At 73.8% G+C, this 14,928-nt stretch carries 12 protein-coding genes; 9 read left to right on the top strand and 3 right to left on the bottom strand.

Annotated features, from left to right (window positions below):
- Positions 1–70 precede the first annotated feature (70 nt).
- The 5 genes from ACWGE1_RS24940 (at position 71) to ACWGE1_RS24920 (ending at position 6,537) form a co-directional block, all read left to right on the top strand.
- On the top strand, positions 71–1,936 hold the full coding sequence (locus ACWGE1_RS24940; RefSeq protein ID WP_453422712.1) for a methyltransferase domain-containing protein: 1,866 nt from the start codon (positions 71–73) through the stop codon (positions 1,934–1,936).
- Between the two features lie 131 nt (positions 1,937–2,067).
- Positions 2,068–2,976: a galactokinase gene (locus ACWGE1_RS24935; RefSeq protein ID WP_453422711.1), complete on the top strand. Its 909-nt coding sequence runs from the start codon at positions 2,068–2,070 to the stop codon at positions 2,974–2,976.
- 46 nt (positions 2,977–3,022) lie between these two features.
- Entirely contained in the window at positions 3,023–4,303 is a 1,281-nt protein-coding gene (locus tag ACWGE1_RS24930) for an alkaline phosphatase family protein (protein ID WP_453422710.1), read from the top strand.
- A gap of 20 nt (positions 4,304–4,323) precedes the next feature.
- Positions 4,324–5,604, top strand: a complete 1,281-nt coding sequence (locus ACWGE1_RS24925; protein WP_453422709.1) for an MFS transporter — start codon at positions 4,324–4,326, stop codon at positions 5,602–5,604.
- A 9-nt stretch (positions 5,605–5,613) separates the two neighbouring features.
- Positions 5,614–6,537, top strand: a complete 924-nt coding sequence (locus ACWGE1_RS24920) for an SDR family oxidoreductase (RefSeq protein ID WP_453422708.1) — start codon at positions 5,614–5,616, stop codon at positions 6,535–6,537.
- Between the two features lie 37 nt (positions 6,538–6,574).
- On the opposite strand, the gene ACWGE1_RS24915 is transcribed toward ACWGE1_RS24920, so the two are convergent.
- Complete coding sequence (locus ACWGE1_RS24915) at positions 6,575–7,336, bottom strand: TetR/AcrR family transcriptional regulator (protein WP_453422707.1); 762 nt, start codon at positions 7,334–7,336, stop codon at positions 6,575–6,577.
- A gap of 94 nt (positions 7,337–7,430) precedes the next feature.
- Between ACWGE1_RS24915 and ACWGE1_RS24910 the strand changes: the two genes are divergently transcribed.
- Both ACWGE1_RS24910 and ACWGE1_RS24905 read left to right on the top strand, forming a co-directional pair.
- Positions 7,431–9,692 (top strand): ATP-binding cassette domain-containing protein, encoded by a 2,262-nt coding sequence (locus ACWGE1_RS24910; RefSeq protein WP_453422706.1) that lies wholly within the window; start codon positions 7,431–7,433, stop codon positions 9,690–9,692.
- An 84-nt stretch (positions 9,693–9,776) separates the two neighbouring features.
- Positions 9,777–10,529 (top strand): TetR/AcrR family transcriptional regulator, encoded by a 753-nt coding sequence (locus ACWGE1_RS24905; protein ID WP_453422705.1) that lies wholly within the window; start codon positions 9,777–9,779, stop codon positions 10,527–10,529.
- Here ACWGE1_RS24905 and ACWGE1_RS24900 read toward each other — a convergent pair.
- A complete protein-coding gene (locus ACWGE1_RS24900; protein ID WP_453422704.1) occupies positions 10,516–11,604 on the bottom strand; it encodes an enoyl-CoA hydratase/isomerase family protein in 1,089 nt (362 codons plus the stop codon). The genes ACWGE1_RS24905 and ACWGE1_RS24900 overlap by 14 nt on opposite strands.
- A 78-nt stretch (positions 11,605–11,682) precedes the next feature.
- A complete protein-coding gene (locus ACWGE1_RS24895; protein ID WP_453422703.1) occupies positions 11,683–12,243 on the bottom strand; it encodes a DUF6434 domain-containing protein in 561 nt (186 codons plus the stop codon).
- Between the two features lie 69 nt (positions 12,244–12,312).
- Here ACWGE1_RS24895 and ACWGE1_RS24890 point away from each other — a divergent pair, with 69 nt between their 5' ends.
- The gene (locus ACWGE1_RS24890; RefSeq protein WP_453422702.1) at positions 12,313–12,894 is read left to right on the top strand and encodes a hydrolase; all 582 of its coding nucleotides are present in this window, start codon (positions 12,313–12,315) and stop codon (positions 12,892–12,894) included.
- An 80-nt stretch (positions 12,895–12,974) separates the two neighbouring features.
- Positions 12,975–14,927, top strand: coding sequence for a CASTOR/POLLUX-related putative ion channel (locus tag ACWGE1_RS24885; protein ID WP_453422701.1), 1,953 nt, complete (start codon positions 12,975–12,977; stop codon positions 14,925–14,927).
- Position 14,928 lies beyond the last annotated feature (1 nt).

The raw sequence follows: 14,928 nt of genomic DNA, 5'->3' as shown, positions 1-14,928 counted from the left end.
GGCGGATACAGGCCTCATTCGCCGCGGCGGGCGGGGCCGCCGCCGCGGCCGACCGGTTGGAGAAACTGCTATGACGCCACCCCCGCTCTCCCGGGTCCCGTGGACCTCCGCCGTATTGCTGGCCGCTCTCGGCGCGGGCACGGTGCGCGCCCGGCGCCGCCTGCGGGCGATCCCGGTGCTGCCGCCGGCCCCGGCCGTGGCGTCCGGGGTACCGCGCGCCGCCGGGTGGCGGCTGCTCACCGCCCGGGGCGTCGAACCCGATGCGGCCACCTTCCTCGCCGCCTGCGCGCACGCCGAAGGGGAGGGCCTGCGGGTGCTGGACCTGCTGCCCGCGGACCTGGCCGTCGAGCGGGCACTGGGGCTGCTGCGTCTGGTCGACCCGGCCCGGTACCGGCAGGACCGGCTCGCCGGGGGGCGCGGGGCCGGGTTCGCCGTGCTCGCCACCGAGGACGTGCTGGACCGGGCCGGGGTGGATCCGGGCGGGCCGCGCCCGGATCAGGCCGAACTCCTGGCGCTGACCCGCCGCTTGAAGGAGTACGCCGCCGACGCCACGGGGCTGGCCGTCGCCCAGGGCCTGAGCTGTGGTGGGGCCGAGGAGCCCCGGGGGCCCGTGCGGGCGGCCGAGTTGCGGGCTCAGGGGCTGCCGCCGGGGGCGCTCGCCGCCTTGCAGCTGGGCGGGCTGGCGCTGCTCGCGGGCGCCGCCGTACGCCAGGGCCGGTGGGGCGCCGCCGCGGCCGGGCTGTACTGGCTCCAGCCGTATCTGGCCCTCGGCGGGCCGGGCTGCGCGCTGCGCCCCGCCGACCTGGGCCGCGCCACCGCGGCCCGGCCGGTACGGTCCCTGCGCGCTGCGCTGCGTACGGCCGCGGCGGCCGGCCGGGGCACCGCGGCGGACCCCGCTGCGGACACCGCGCGGGCCGCCGCCTACCGGGACGACCTGGCCGCGGGCACCGCGCGGTTCCTCGAGCCGCGACGCACGGACTGCCCGTGGTGCGGCTCCGGCCGGCTCACCGTCCGGGTCCGGGTGCCCGACCTGCTCCAGGGCAAGCCCGGCCGTTTCACGCTGGAGCAGTGCGGGGACTGCCGGCACGTCTTCCAGAACCCCCGGCTGAGCCCGGAGGGGCTGGAGTTCTACTACCGGGACTTCTACGACGGGCGCGGCGGCGAGGGCGCCGGCACCGTCTTCGGCAGGCTGGGCGCCGCCTACCGGGGGCGCGCCGAGATGCTCCTCCCGCACGCCGACCCGGTGTCCTGGCTCGATGTCGGGACGGGGCACGGCCACTTCTGCAACGCGGCTCGGGACGTCTGGCCCCGGACCCGCTTCGACGGGCTCGACATGGGCGACGGGGTGCGGGAGGCCGAGCGCCGCGGCTGGGTGGAGACCGGATACCTGGGCCAGTTCCCGGAGTTCGCGTCGAAGCTGGCGGGCCAGTACGAGGTGGTCAGCATGTACCACTATCTGGAGCACACCCGGGACCCGCTCACCGAACTGGACGCGGCGGCCGCCGTGCTCGCCCCCGGCGGGTTCCTGACGATCGAGCTGCCCGATCCGGAATCGCGCATGGCCCGGCTCCTCGGCCCGGCCTGGCTGCCCTGGTTCCAGCCGCAGCACCAGCACCTCGTACCCGCCGCCAATCTGCGCGAAGCGCTGGCCGACCGGGGGTTCACCGTCCTCGCCGAGGAGCACGGGCCGGCCCACCAGGGCAATGACTTCTTCGGCGCGGTGGCCCTCACCGCGACGCGGCTGGCCCCGGATCCGGAGCGGCCGTGGGGTCCGGGGGCCACGCCCCGGGCACGGCTCCTCGCCCACGCCGTACGGGCGGTCGCGCTGCCGTGCTTCGCCGCCGCGGCGGCGCTCGACGCGCTGCGCACGGCGGCGGCCCGTCGCACGGACGGCGGGAACGCCTACCGGATGCTGGCCCGCAAGGACGCCCCGTGACGGGCGCGGCCGGCCCTGTCGGACCGCCCACGGGGAAGCGGCCCCCTTCCGCAGCAGCCCTCCGGGACGCGGCAGGAGCCTCCGCCACCGCTGTACCGCCCCGGCGGCCCACCGCCTCGGCCGGCGCCACCGTGACCGCCGACCGCGCCGGAGGCGACCTGGCCCGGCGGGCGACGGCCGATCCGCTGTTCCGCCTGGTCGCCCACGCCCTGGAGGCGGCGCACGGGAGGCCCCCGGCCGCCGTGTGGAGCGCCCCGTACGCCTTCCACCTGGGCTCCCCCGGGCTGGTCGCGGCGGCCGGCTGGCCCACGGCCGCCGCCGCGGCCCCGCGCACCGACGGCCTGGTGCGGCTCAGTTCCCTCGGCCATCCGGCGGACGGCTGCGATCTGCCGCTGACCCTGTCCGGGCCGCCGCCCGCCGCCCCGGCCTGGGCCGCCCGGCCGTACGCCGTGCTGCGGGCCCTGGGCCGGGCCGGGTACGGCCTCGGCGGAACGGACCTGCACGTCCAGGGCTCGCTCACAGGGGCCGCCGGGCTGGCCACGGCGGAGCCCGCCGACTGCGCGGTGGCGCTGGCGGTGGCGGACGTGCACACGGGAGCGGGTGAGCAGCCGGATCGCGAGCAGCTGGCCCGGCTGCTGGCCGCGGCGCTGCCGGACGGGGACGACGGCCTGCGGCGGGCCGTGCTCTTCGCACGGTCCGGCCGGGCCCTGCTGCTGAGCGAGCAGCCCCGGCGGCGGCAGCGGTACGTCGCCTTCGACCCGGCGGCCACGGGAGCGCGGCTGGTGCTGGTCGCCGTACGGGGGGAGGCCGCGGACCGGCCCCTGGAGCTGGCGCGGGCCGTGGCCTGCGCCCGCCGGGCCGGGGCCCTGAGCGCCTGGCCGCCCGGGCAGCGGACGGGGCGGAGCGTGCTGATGCTGCTGCCCGAGGCGCGCCGGGCGGCGGTGCGGGCCGCGGTGGCCGAGGACTTCCGCGACCGGGGGCGCCCCGTACCGCGGTTCCTGAACATCGCCGTGGCCGGTGCGGCCCGGCGCGAGGAATGACCACGTCCCGGGGCCTGACCCGGGCGACACCAGGAGGAGAACACCCATGCCCACCCCTCAATCCCCACCGGCGGCACACCCGGGACGCGGGTCCCGGTGGTCCGCGCTCGTGGCCGGGATCGGCGCGCTCGGCCTGCTGGGCGCCTTCACCGTGGCCAACTCCGAGGCGGCGCAGCCTGCTTCCGCCGCCGCGCCGGTGACGGCCGCCGCGCTGCCGGCGTACGACCACGTGGTGGTCGTCGTGTACGAGAACAAGCAGTACGGGGAGATCATCGGCAGCGCGAACGCCCCGTACATCAACCAGCTGGCGAACGGCGGCGCGAGCCTGACCGGCATGAAGGCGCTGACCCACCCCAGCCAGCCGAACTACTTCAACCTCTTCTCCGGTGCCACGCAGGGCATCACGGGCGACGGCTGCTACACCCCGCAGTCGATGACGGCGCCCAACCTCGGCCAGGAGCTGATCGCGGCCGGCAAGACCTTCGCGACGTACAACGAGGACCTGCCGAGCGAGGGGTCCACGGCCTGTACGAACGGCCAGTACGCGCAGAAGCACAACCCGTGGTTCGCCTTCAAGAACGTGCCGCTGAACACGGGCAAGACCTGGGCGCAGTTCCCGCAGAACAACTTCGCGGCGCTGCCGAACCTCTCCTTCGTGGTCCCCAACCAGTGCAACGACATGCACTCGTGCTCCGTCGGCACGGGGGACACCTGGACGAGGAACAACATCGACGCCTACGCGCAGTGGGCGAAGGCCAACAACAGCCTCCTGGTCCTGACCTGGGACGAGGACAACTACCTGGGGTCGAACCAGATCGCCACCGTCTTCTTCGGCGCGAAGGTCAAGACGGGCAAGTACGCCACGGCCTTCAACCACCACCACCTGCTGCGGACCTTCGAGGACCTCTTCGGCACGGCGACGCACGCGGGCAACGCGGCCAACGTCCAGCCGATCACCGAGGTGTTCGACACCTCGACGAACCCGACACCCACGCCCACCCCGACGCCCACTCCCACCCCGACCCCGACCCCGACGCCCACTCCGACCCCCACCCCCACTGCGGGTGATCTGAAGCTGGCCAACCCCGGGCCGCAGACCTGCAGGTTCAACCAGTCCTGCACCATCCAGCTCAGCGCCACCGGCGGCAGACCTCCGGTCCGGTACGCGGCCACCGGCCTGCCCTGGGGCCTGACGGTCGACGCCGGCTCGGGCCGGATCAGCGGCAAACCCTGGGGCAGCGGCACGGTCCAGGTCACCGCGACCGCCACCGATGCCACGGGCACCACCGTCACCGCCGCGTTCCCGCTGACCGTCAACTGGTTCTAGACCCGGTCCTGGAGGCATCCGTGTACCTGTCGACCAGCCGCGCCTCGGACATCGCCGGGGACACCCCGGCCCCGAGGGGCCCCCTGCGGGCCGTCCCCGGCACGGTGTTCGCGCTCGGGCTGGTCAGCCTGGTCACGGACGTCTCCGCGGAGATGGTCACCGCCGTCCTGCCGTTGTACCTGATGGCCGGACTCGGCATGTCCCCGCTCGCGTTCGGCGCCCTGGACGGTCTGCACCAGGGCGCCACCGCGGTGCTCCGCCTCGCGGGCGGGCGCGTCGCCGACCGCACCCGGCGCCACAAGCTGGTCGCGGGCGCCGGCTACGCGCTGTCCGCCGCGTGCAAGGCGGCCCTGCTCGCGGTCACCACCCCCTGGTCGGTGGCGGCGGTGCTCGCCGCCGACCGGACCGGCAAGGGCCTGCGCACCGCCCCGCGCGATGCGCTGATCTCGCTGTCCGTTCCGCCCGGTGAGCAGGGCCGGGCCTTCGGGGTGCACCGAGCGCTGGACACGGCGGGCGCCCTGCTGGGGCCGCTGGCCGCGTTCGGGGTGCTGTGGGTGGCAGTGGACGGGTACGAGGCCGTGTTCACGGTGAGCTGTTGCGTCGCCGTCCTGGGCGTGGTGCTGCTCGCGCTCTTCGTCCGGGAGGCCCCGGCGCCCGCCCCGCTCCCCGCCACGGCCACCGCCACCGGCCCCGTCTCCGCCCGCCCTCCGCTGCCGCCCGTACGCATCCTGCTGCGCCTGCCCGGCCTGCGGCGGCTGTGTCTGACCGCCACCGTGCTCGGCCTGTTCACCGTCGGCGACGCCTTCCTCTATCTGCTGCTGCAGCGCCGGCTCGACCTGTCGGCCGCGTACTTCCCGCTGTTGCCCGTCGGCACGGCCGCCGTGTTCCTGCTGGCCGCGCTGCCCGTGGGCCGGCTCGCCGACCGGCTGGGCCGGCGCCGGGTCTTCCTCGCCGGGCACGTGCTGCTGCTCGGCGCCTGCCTGCTGCTCCTGGCCCCGGTGCCGGCCGGGGCCCTGCTGGTCGCCGGCGTACTCGCGCCGCTCGGCCTGTTCTACGCCGCCACCGACGGGGTGCTGATGGCCGCCGCCGGGCCGCTGCTGCCCGCGGGGCTGCGCACCACCGGGCTCGCGGTGCTGCAGACCGCGCAGGCGCTGGCCCGGTTCGGGGGCTCCCTGCTGTTCGGGGCGGCCTGGACCCTGTGGGGGCCGGGCCCGGCGCTGGGCCTGGCGGCGGCCGGGCTGCTGCTGTCCCTGGCGGCGGTCGCCGTGTTCGGCGGGGTCCGGGCGGACCCGTCGCCGTAGGGTCGGGTCATGCCGGAAACACAGCGAACTCTCGAAGGCAGGGTGGCCCTCGTGGCCGGGGCGACGCGCGGCGCGGGCCGCGGCATCGCGGTCCAGCTGGGCGCCCGGGGTGCGACCGTGTACGTGTCGGGGCGCAGCACCCGGGGCAGGCGCTCGGAGTACGACCGGCCCGAGACGATCGAGGAGACCGCCGAGCTGGTCACGGCGGCGGGCGGCCGGGGGATCCCGGTGGTCGCCGACCATCTGGTGCCGGAGCAGGTCGAGGCACTGGTCCGGCGGATCGACGGCGAACAGGGCCGTCTGGACGTCCTGGTCAATGACGTCTGGGGCGGGGAGCTGCTCTTCGAGTGGGACAGCACGGTCTGGGAGCACGACCTGGACAAGGGGCTGCGGCTGATGCGGCTGGCGGTGGATACCCACGCCATCACCAGCCACTTCGCGGTGCCGTTGCTGCTGCGCGAGCCGGGCGGGCTGGTGGTGGAGATGACGGACGGCACCACCGAGTACAACGCGAGCCGCTACCGGGTCTCCTTCTTCTACGACATCGCGAAGTCCTCGGTGCTGCGCATGGCGTTCGCACTGGGGCACGAGCTGGGGCCGCGCGGGGCGACGGCGGTGGCGCTGACCCCGGGCTGGCTGCGCTCGGAGATGATGCTCGACAACTTCGGGGTGACGGAGGCGAACTGGCGGGACGCGACCGCGAAGGTCCCGCACTTCGCCATTTCCGAGACCCCTTCGTACGTGGGCCGGGCGGTCGCGGCCCTCGCCGCGGACCCGGAGGTGGCCCGCTGGAACGGCCGGTCCCTCTCCAGCGGTCAACTCGCCCGGGTCTACGGCTTCACGGACCTCGACGGGAGCCGTCCGGACGCCTGGCGCTACATGGTCGAGGTCCAGGACCCGGACCACCCGGCGGACACCACCGGCTACCGCTGACCGGGCAGGGCGGGGCAGGACCGGCCGGGGCGCCGGATCAGCGTTCCGGGCGGGAGTCGATCAGGCGGGCCAGGCCGTCCAGGACGCACTGGAGACCGAAGGTCCAGAGCGTCTGCGGGTGGTATCCGGCGACCGTGGCGCCCACGCGGCCCGCGAGCGGGTAGCGCTCGGGGTCCAGCGCCCGGCCCAGCAGCGGCTCGCTGACGGCCCACCAGTCCGCCTGGCTCTGGCGGCTGTTGTGCGCCGCGTCGTCGGCGACCCCCAGGGCGTGCGCGTGGACGAAGCCGAGGAGGTGGGCCAGGCCCGCGTCCATTTCGGTGTCGGTGAGGCCGATGCCCTCGAAGGCCGCCAGTTCGTACTCGTACTTCCCGATCACTCCGGGGCCCAGCGGCGGGCGGGTGACGGCCAGGTCCGCGATCCAGGGATGACGGGTGAGCAGGTCCCGGTTGTCCTCGGCCACACGGGTGACCCTGGCCTGCCACACGTCCTGTGCGCCGGGCGGCCGGCGGTCCATGTGCTCGTACGCCTCGTCCAGCATGAGGTCGAGGAGTTCGGCCTTGCCGGGGACGTAGGTGTAGAGGGTCATGGGTGTCACGGCCAGCCGCTGGGCCAGTGCCCGCATGGTGAGCGCGGCCAGTCCGGCCTCGTCGGCGAGTTCGGTCGCGGCCCCCACCACGGCGTCGACGGTCAGGCCCTGCCGCGGGCCGCGGCGGCCCGTCCGGTCCGGCTGCCCCCGGTCCCGCCACAGCAGCTCCAGCGTGCGGACGGGGTCGCCCGCCCCACTGCGGTCCTTCACCATGTGCGGTCCTCCGAACGCGTGGCCAATAATTCACTACAGCGTATAGAGTACAGTGTAGAAAGTAAGCTCGAGACACCGCCACGCGAGGAGTTCCGTGCAGATCGCCGCCGACAGTCATCAGGTCATCCAGGTCCGCGGAGCGCGGGAGAACAACCTGACGGACATCTCCCTCGACATCCCCAAGCGCCGGCTCACCGTCTTCACCGGCGTCTCCGGTTCCGGCAAGTCCTCCCTCGTCTTCGGCACCATCGCCGCCGAGTCGCAGCGCATGATCAACGAGACGTACACGGCCTTCATCCAGTCCTTCCTGCCGAGTCTGGGCCGCCCCGACGTGGACGGGCTGCACAACCTGAGCGCCGCCATCGTCGTCGACCAGGAGCGGATGGGCGCGAACTCCCGCTCCACGGTCGGCACCGCCACCGACGCCTCCACCATGCTGCGGATCGTCTTCTCCCGCCTCGGCGTCCCGCACATCGGCGGGTCCACCGCCTTCAGCTTCAACGCCCCGGACGGCATGTGCCCGCACTGCGAGGGCATCGGGCAGGTCTCCGACATCGACGTGGACCAGCTGGTGGACCGCGAACTCTCCCTCAACGAGGGTGCGATCACCGTCCCCGGCTTCGCCGTGGACACCTGGTACTGGCAGATCATGGCCAACTCCGGCTTCTACTCCCCCGACACGAAGCTCAAGGACTTCACGGAGCGGGAGTGGGCCGACTTCCTGCACATGAGCCCGGTGAAGGTGAAGTCCGGCTCCAACAACTTCACCTACGAGGGCCTGATCGCGAAGATCCAGCGGACGTACCTGTCCAAGGACCGGGAGGCGATGCAGGCCCACATCAGGACCTTCGTCGACCGGGCCGTGGTCTTCACCGACTGCCCCGAATGCGCCGGCACGCGCCTGTCCGCGGCGGCCCTGTCCTCGCGCATCGACGGGGTGAACATCGCCGAGTGCTCGGCCATGCAGATCAGCGACCTGGCCTCCTTCGTCCGCCGGATCGACGACCCCGGCGTGGCCCCGCTGCTCGCCAACCTGCGGCACCTGCTGGACTCCCTCGTGGAGATCGGCCTGGGATACCTCAGTCTGGACCGCCCCTCCGGCACCCTGTCCGGCGGCGAGGCCCAGCGGGTCAAGATGGTGCGGCACCTGGGGTCCTCGCTCACGGACGTCACGTATGTCTTCGACGAGCCGACCACCGGTCTGCACCCGCACGACATCCGGCGCATGAACGACCTCCTGCTGCGGCTGCGCGACAAGGGCAACACCGTGCTGGTGGTGGAGCACAAGCCCGAGGTCATCGCGATCGCCGACCACGTCGTCGACCTCGGCCCGGGCGCGGGCACGGCCGGCGGGCGGCTCTGCTACACCGGGGACGTGGCCGGGCTGCGCGCCTCCGACACCCTCACCGGGCGCCATCTGGGACACCGGGCGCGACTGCGGGAGTCGGTGCGCACCCCGCGCGGCCACCTGTCCGTCAAGGACGCCGATCTGCACAACCTGAAGGACGTCAGCGTGGAGGTGCCCCTCGGGGTGCTGACGGTGGTGACCGGGGTCGCCGGGTCGGGCAAGAGCTCGCTGATCCACGGCTACCTGGCCCGGCGGGACGGGGTGGTGGTGGCCGACCAGTCGCCGATCCGCGGCTCGCGCCGGTCCAATCCGGCCACCTACACGGGACTGCTGGGGCCGATCCGGACGGCCTTCGCCAAGGCCAACGGGGTCAAGGCGGCGCTGTTCAGCGCGAATTCGGAGGGCGCCTGCCCGAAGTGCAACGGCCTCGGGCTGGTCTACACGGACCTGGCGATGATGGCCGCGGTGGCCTCGGTCTGCGAGGAGTGCGAGGGCAGGCGTTTCACGCCCGAGGTGCTGACGTACCGGCTGCGCGGCAAGAACATCAGCGAGGTGCTGAACATGCCGGTCGCGGAGGCGCACGGGTTCTTCCCCACCGGGCAGGCGCGCGCCGTCCTCGGCCGGCTGGTCGACGTCGGCCTCTCGTACCTGCGGCTCGGGCAGCCGCTCAACACCCTCTCGGGCGGCGAGCGGCAGCGGCTCAAGCTCGCCATCAGCATGGCCGAGAAGTCCTCGACGTACATCCTGGACGAGCCGACGACCGGCCTGCACATGGCCGATGTGGACAAGCTGCTGGCCCTGCTGGACCGGCTGGTCGACGACGGGAACTCGGTGATCGTCATCGAGCACCACCAGGCGGTGATGGCGCACGCCGACTGGCTGATCGACATCGGCCCCGGTGGCGGCCACGCCGGCGGCGAGGTCGTCTTCGAGGGCACTCCGGCGGCGCTGGTGGCCGGGGCGGACACCCTGACGGCCCGCCATCTGCGGGAGTACGTGGGCTCGTAGCACGGCGCAGGATGCCGTACGCAGCCGGGCATTGGGTGTACGCAGGCTGCGTACGGCGTTCGCACCGTGGGTTAGGCTGGCGCCATGTCAGCCGACGATCAGCAGACCCGTCCCGCCGTGCCCGCCGCCACCTCCGTCTGGACGCGCCCGCGCCGCAAGGAGCAGCAGCCGGCTCTCAGCCGGGTCCAGATCGTCGCGGCGGCCGTCCAACTGCTCGACGCCGAGGGCATCGAGGCGTTGAGCATGCGCAGGCTCGGCACCGGGATGGGCGCCGCCGCCACCTCCCTGTACCGGCACGTGGCCAACAAGGACGAGCTGATCGAGCTGGTCGTGGACGAGGTCTACGGCGAGCTGGAGGTGCCCGGCGCCGCGGGCGCGGCCGAGTGGCGCGATGCCGTGTCCCGCAGTGGCCACAGGCTGCGCGCAATGGCCCTGCGCCACCCCTGGGTGGCCTCGGTGCTCGGCCAGGTGGGGCTGGCGCACCTCGGCCCGAACCTGATGCGCATGTCGGAGCGCATGCTGGCGCTCTTCCGGACGGCCGGCTTCCAGGCGAACGAGGCGGACCTCGCCATGAAGGCGGTCATCTCCTACGTCGTCGGCGCCACGACCGGCGAGGCCGCCTACCTCTCACTGCTCGCCCGCAGCGGGCAGAGCGAGCAGGAGTGGCTGGAGGGTCTGCGCCCGGCCGCCCAGCAGGCCCTCGCCGAGCACCCGTTGCTGGCCGCGGAGCACTCGGCACAGGAGGGCCGGGATCCGCGGAAGCTGCGCGAGGAGAACTTCGACTACGGACTCCAGCGGGTCCTGGACGGCCTGGAGGCGCGGCTCAGCCTCGGCTGAGGTCCTCCTGCGGCGGCAGGCGCAGTTCGCGGCCCTCCCCGAGCGGGGCGAAGAACCGCTCCACGTCCGCGCCGGTCACCTCGGCCAGGGTCGCCGGGGACCAGCGCGGCTCACGGTCCTTGTCGACGACCTGCGCGCGGATGCCCTCCACCAGGTCGGGCGAGGTCAGGGAGTTGCAGGAGACGCGGAACTCCTGGACCAGCACCCGCTCCAGCGTGCCGAGGGACGCGGCCCGGCGCAGCGCGGCGAGCGTGGTCTTGAGGGCGGTCGGGGACTTGGCCAGGATCGTCGCGGCGGCCTCCTTGGCGGCGGGCTCACCCTGGCCGAGCAGCCGTTCCACGATCTCCTCGACCGTGTCGGCCGCGTAGCAGCGGTCGATCCAGCCGCGCCGGTCGGCGAGTTCGCCGGGCTCGGGGGTGGCGGCGTACCGGGGCAGCACCTCGTGGGCGGGTGCGTCGGCGAGGGCGGCGGTCAGCTCCGGGAGCCGGCCGGCCGGTACGAAGTGGTCGGCGAGCCCGCACAGCAGCGCGTCGGCGGCGCCGACCGCGGTACCGGTGAGGGCGAGATGGGTGCCGAGTTCGCCGGGCGCGCGACCGAGCAGGTGGGTGCCGCCGACGTCGGGGACGAAGCCGATGCCGGTCTCGGGCATGGCGACGCGGGAGCGCTCGGTGACGATCCGGACCGAGCCGTGGGCGGAGACGCCGACGCCGCCGCCCATGGTGATGCCGTCCATGAGGGCGACGTACGGCTTGGGGTAGCGGGCGATGCGGGCGTTGAGCCGGTACTCGTCGCGCCAGAAGCCGGCGGATGCGCTGTTCCCGGCCTTGGCGTCGTCGTGGATGGCCCGGATGTCCCCGCCCGCGCACAGGCCGCGCTCCCCGGCGCCGCGGATCAGGACCTGGTGGACGGCGGGATCGGCCGCCCACGCGGCGAGGGTCTCGTCGATGCGGAGCACCATGGGGTGGGTGAGGGCGTTGAGGGCCCGGGGGCGGTTGAGGGTGACCACCCCGGTCCGGCCCTCGGTGTGGAACAGCACGGTGTTCGCGTCTTCGGTCTTCGCGTCTTCGGTCTTCACACCGGCAGTATCTCCGCGGCGCTCCCGCCGCCGGGCGCTCCCGGGGCGTAGCGTGGACGATCATGCGGAGGATCGTACTCAGTCGCGGGGGCGGGCCCGGTGCGCCTGCCAGGCGGCCAGGGCCTCGGAGCGGGCGCCGTCCGGGTGCCGGGCGTGCCAGGCGCGCAGGAACCGGTTGAACTCGAACTGCGCACCCACCTCCTGGGGTTCGGCCGCCTGCGCGCGGGTGGCGTGCCAGTGGGCGACGGCCTCGGCGAGGGTGTGCCCCGCGTGCCGGGCGACGTAGTCGCGCATGAAGGCGTCGAAGTGGAACCCGGGTCCGATCTCGCTGACGAAGTACGCGCGCAGCACCTGGCTGCAGCGCTGGCCCGGCGGGATCACGGTCGCTCCGGTGACGGGGGCGGTCAGCTGGCGTCCGGCACGGCGCGGTGCGGGGGTCGCCGCGGCGGCGGGTGCGGGAAGTCCGTCGAGCGCGGCGGCGAGCCGCGCGGTCACGGCGGCCTTCCCGCCACCGGCCGGAAGGCCCATCTCCCGTGCGAGCGCGCTCAGTTCGGCCAGCGTCCAGTACCAGCGCAGCAGCTCGGCCCCGGTCAGCGCGGGCGTCGGGGCGGGCCGGGATTCCTCCGTATTCGTACTCACGTTCCCATTCTATGCGGGCGTCGACCCGTCGGCCTTCACTCCCCCATCCGTCTCCCGAGGAGAGAACCCATGACCACCGAACCGAGCCGCCTCACCCTCGGCGAGGACACCGCCCTGGTCCTCATCGACCTCCAGACGGGCATCCTCGGCCTGCCCGCCGCGAAGCCGACCGCCGAGATCCTGGGGAAGGGCATCGCACTCGCCGAGGCGTTCCGCGCCCACCGGCTGCCCGTGGTCCTGGTCAAGGTGGCATGGTCCCCCGACGGCGCCGACCTGCCCACCGCGAACGTGGACCGCCCGGGCCCGGCCGCCGCACCGCCCGCCGCCTTCTCCGAGATCCCCGCCGAGCTCGCCGCCCTCGGGGACGTGGTCGTCACCAAGCGCCACTGGGGCGCCTTCACCGGTACGGAGCTCGACCTCCAGCTGCGCCGCCGCGGCATCCACCGCATCGTGCTGGCCGGCATCTCCACCAGTGTCGGCGTCGAGTCCACCGCCCGTACGGCGTGGGAGCTCAGCTACGACCTCGTCTTCCCGGAGGACGCCACGGCCGACCGGGACGCCGAGTCGCACGCCCACACCTTCAGCAAGATCTTCCCGCGCATCGGCAAGGTCAGCAGCACGGACGAGGTCATCGCGGCCCTGGACTCCTGACCGGCCGCGTTCCGGGGGCGGTTCACCCGTAACCGGGCGGGCGCCCACGGGTTAGCAGCGCGGAAGGCGAGGGAGTTCTCATGGCGCAGCGGCACACGACGTCCTTACGGCTGCGTCTTCGCTACCGGTTCGACCATCTGATCGCGGGCGGGACCACCGCGCTCATCGGCTGGTTCGCGCTGGCCTGCCTCGCCGTCGTGGTCCCGGCGAGCACGGTGCTGGTCTGGGCCGACCGGAACGCCCCGGCCACCCTCTCCGGCCGGCTCACCGCCGTATGGATCAGCGTCGGACAGACGCTCAAGATCGGGGGTGCGGTCGGGTCCCCGCTCTACGTACTGGCCTCGGTGGCCCTCGCCCTGACCGCCCTGCTGTTCGTGTCCACACTGGTCAGTCTGATCACCACCGGCATCAACCGGCGCATCATGCTGCTGCGCCGCGGCCACTCCACCGTGCTGGAATCCGGGCACACCGTCCTGCTGGGGTGGTCCGACCAGATCTTCCCGGTGGTCGGGGAGCTGGTGGCCGCGGGCGAGAACCAGCGCAGGTCTGCCATCGCCGTCCTCGCCCCGAAGGACAAGGTGGAGATGGAGGACGAGATCTCCACCTCCGTCCCCGACACCGGCACGACGAGGATCATCTGCCGCAACGGCCGCACCACCGACCCCTCCGAGCTGGCCCGGGTGAGTCCGCGGACCGCGAAGGCCGTCCTCGTACTGCCCCCCGAGGGGGACACCGGCGACGCCCACGTGGTGAAGACACTGCTGGCCCTCAACGCGGCGGTGCCCGAGCCCGGCGGGGCGGTGGTGGTGGCCGCCGTCCGCGACACCCGCAACCACGTCACGGCCCGGCTGGCCGCCGGGCCCGGCGGGCACGTGCTGTGCGTCGACGACATCGTCGCCCGGCTCCTCGTCCAGACCGCCCGCCAGCCCGGCCTGTCGCTCGTCTACCAGGAACTGCTCGACTTCGCGGGCGACGAGTTCTACACCGCGCCCGTCCGCGGTCTCGCCGGACGCACCTTCGGCGAGGCCCTGCTGGCCTTCACCACGTCCTCGGTGGTCGGTCTGCTGCACGCCGCGGGCGGCGTCGCGCTCAACCCGGACCCCGGTACGGCGGTCGGCGCGGACGACCGGATCATCCTCATCTCCCGGGACGACGACACGGCCGTACCGGCGGACGCGTCCCCGTGGGTCGAGGAGGACGCGATCGTCACCGCCCGCCCCCGGACGCCCGCGGCCGAACGGCTGCTGCTCCTCGGCTGGAACCGCCGCGCCCCGCTCATGCTGGAGCAGCTCGACCGGTTCGTGAGCCCGGGAACCATCCTGGACGTCGTATCGCTCGGCGACGAAAGGGTGATGCGCGCCGCCTCCGGCGCCGCGGGGGCGCACAGCCGTCTCGAAGTGGCCTTCCGCAGCGGGGACATCACCGATCCCGCGCTGCTGGCCAAGCTGGACGTGCCCTCGTACGACAGTGTGATCGTCATCGGCGAGACCGACCACGAGGCCGTCTCCGGGGCCGGCTCACCGCCCGCCCGCGCGATCGACCTCGCCCTCGCTCCGGAGACCGGGACGGAGACGGACGACCGCACGCTGGTCACGCTCCTGCACCTGCGGGCGATCGGGGAGGCGGCGCGGCGGGAGCTGTCGCTCACCACCGAGATGTCCGACGACGGCAACCGGCTGCTCGCCCCCGCCCGGGAGGGCGCCGACTTCATCGTCAGCGGCCGGCTGATCAGTCTTCTCATGACCCAGATCTCGGAGAGCCGCTACCTCGCGGACGTCTTCGAGGAGTTGTTCGAGGCGGAGGGGAGCGAGCTCCACCTCAAGCCCGTCGCGGACTACGTGCGCACCGATCGCGAGGTGGCGTTCGCCACCCTCGTCGAGTCGGCGCGCCGCCGCCGCGAATGCGCCGTCGGCTACCGGCTGCGGGCTCAGGCCGCCACGGGCCCCGCGTACGGAGTCCACCTCAATCCGGACAAGCGGCAGCGGGTCCGGTTCGGCGAGCACGACTGGCTGATCGTGCTCGCCGAGAGCTGAG

The sequence above is a fragment of the Streptomyces sp. NPDC054932 genome, assembly GCF_053610205.1.
This window is presented reverse-complemented; position numbering and strand designations above follow the sequence as displayed.

Coding starts and splice junctions, on each gene's coding strand:
- ACWGE1_RS24940 (WP_453422712.1), top strand. CDS start 71: ATGACGCCACCCCCGCTCTCCCGGGTCCCGTGGACCTCCGCCGTATTG.
- ACWGE1_RS24930 (WP_453422710.1), top strand. CDS start 3,023: ATGCCCACCCCTCAATCCCCACCGGCGGCACACCCGGGACGCGGGTCC.
- ACWGE1_RS24920 (WP_453422708.1), top strand. CDS start 5,614: ATGCCGGAAACACAGCGAACTCTCGAAGGCAGGGTGGCCCTCGTGGCC.
- ACWGE1_RS24915 (WP_453422707.1), bottom strand. CDS start 7,336: ATGGTGAAGGACCGCAGTGGGGCGGGCGACCCCGTCCGCACGCTGGAG.
- ACWGE1_RS24905 (WP_453422705.1), top strand. CDS start 9,777: ATGTCAGCCGACGATCAGCAGACCCGTCCCGCCGTGCCCGCCGCCACC.
- ACWGE1_RS24890 (WP_453422702.1), top strand. CDS start 12,313: ATGACCACCGAACCGAGCCGCCTCACCCTCGGCGAGGACACCGCCCTG.
- ACWGE1_RS24885 (WP_453422701.1), top strand. CDS start 12,975: ATGGCGCAGCGGCACACGACGTCCTTACGGCTGCGTCTTCGCTACCGG.